The following is a 957-nucleotide window of genomic DNA, read 5'->3' on the forward strand; positions in this document are numbered from 1 at the left end:
CGTGTGGGCCTGCGTCGGCAGCATCTGCTACTCGAAGCTGCCGACGCAGGCCCACACGACCCTCAACCTGATCGCCTCCAACGGGCCCTTCCCCTACTCCCAGGACGGCGCCGTCTTCCAGAACCGGGAAGGCATCCTGCCGAGCCAGTCGAGCAGCTACTACCACGAGTACACCGTGGTCACCCCCGGCTCCTCCACCCGCGGCGCGCGGCGCGTCGTGACCGGCCAGAAGTCCAAGGAGGACTACTACACCGCCGATCACTACGCGTCGTTCTCGCTCATCAGCTACAGCTGCTGAACCGGAAGGTAACCTCCGTCCCATGACCGTGACGTATGTGATCGACGGGGCGGAGGTCACCGGGCTCGACCGCTTCTGGCAGGTGATCGGCGCGGCCGTGAACGGACCCGGCGGCTACTTCGGGAACAATCTCGACGCGCTCGCGGACTGCCTGAGCGGCGGCTACGGAACGCCGGACGACGGCGACTTCACCATCGAGTGGCGCCGGCCCGACCTCTCGCGCCGGGCCCTCGGTCACGAGGAGACGGTGCGTACGCTCCAGCGGCGGCTGGAGCGTGCACACTCCACCGGCAAGGCCGCCGTACAGGCCAGGCTGGACGCCGCGCGGGCGGGCCGCGGCCCCACCGTCTTCGACGAACTGGTGCAGGTCATCGAGGAAACGGCCCCCGGCGTGCTGCGGCTGGGCTAGGGCCAATACCAGTGACTTTGCGGCTGCCGGGGCTGTCGGCGGACCGTGTTTCCGCAGGTGAGGCCGCCGAACTGGCCCCTATGTCACTGGTATTGGGGCTAGGGCCTCTCGTTGGGGTCATGCCGGGCTCGCGGGGTCTGGTGCCGCGCCTCGCCGCGTTGTCGTCGGTCATCCCCAAGGTCTCGGCTCCGCTCGACCAGGGGAGACCCCATCCGCTCCGCGTGGGGCTCCCTCCTCCGCCTTGCGATGC

General features: G+C 69.3%; 2 protein-coding genes. Both read left to right on the forward strand.

Translation table 11 applies throughout. From position 1 onward, the window contains the following. On the forward strand, window positions 1-298 hold a 298-nt coding region (locus tag DVH02_RS29865), incomplete at its 5' end, for a ribonuclease domain-containing protein (protein WP_114626975.1). 22 nt (window positions 299-320) lie between these two features. Continuing rightward, window positions 321-707, forward strand: a complete 387-nt coding sequence (locus DVH02_RS29870) for a barstar family protein (RefSeq protein WP_114626976.1) — start codon at window positions 321-323, stop codon at window positions 705-707. Window positions 708-957 lie beyond the last annotated feature (250 nt).

Origin of the sequence: Streptomyces corynorhini (assembly GCF_003346515.1) — a bacterium.
Classification (GTDB): domain Bacteria; phylum Actinomycetota; class Actinomycetes; order Streptomycetales; family Streptomycetaceae; genus Streptomyces; species Streptomyces corynorhini.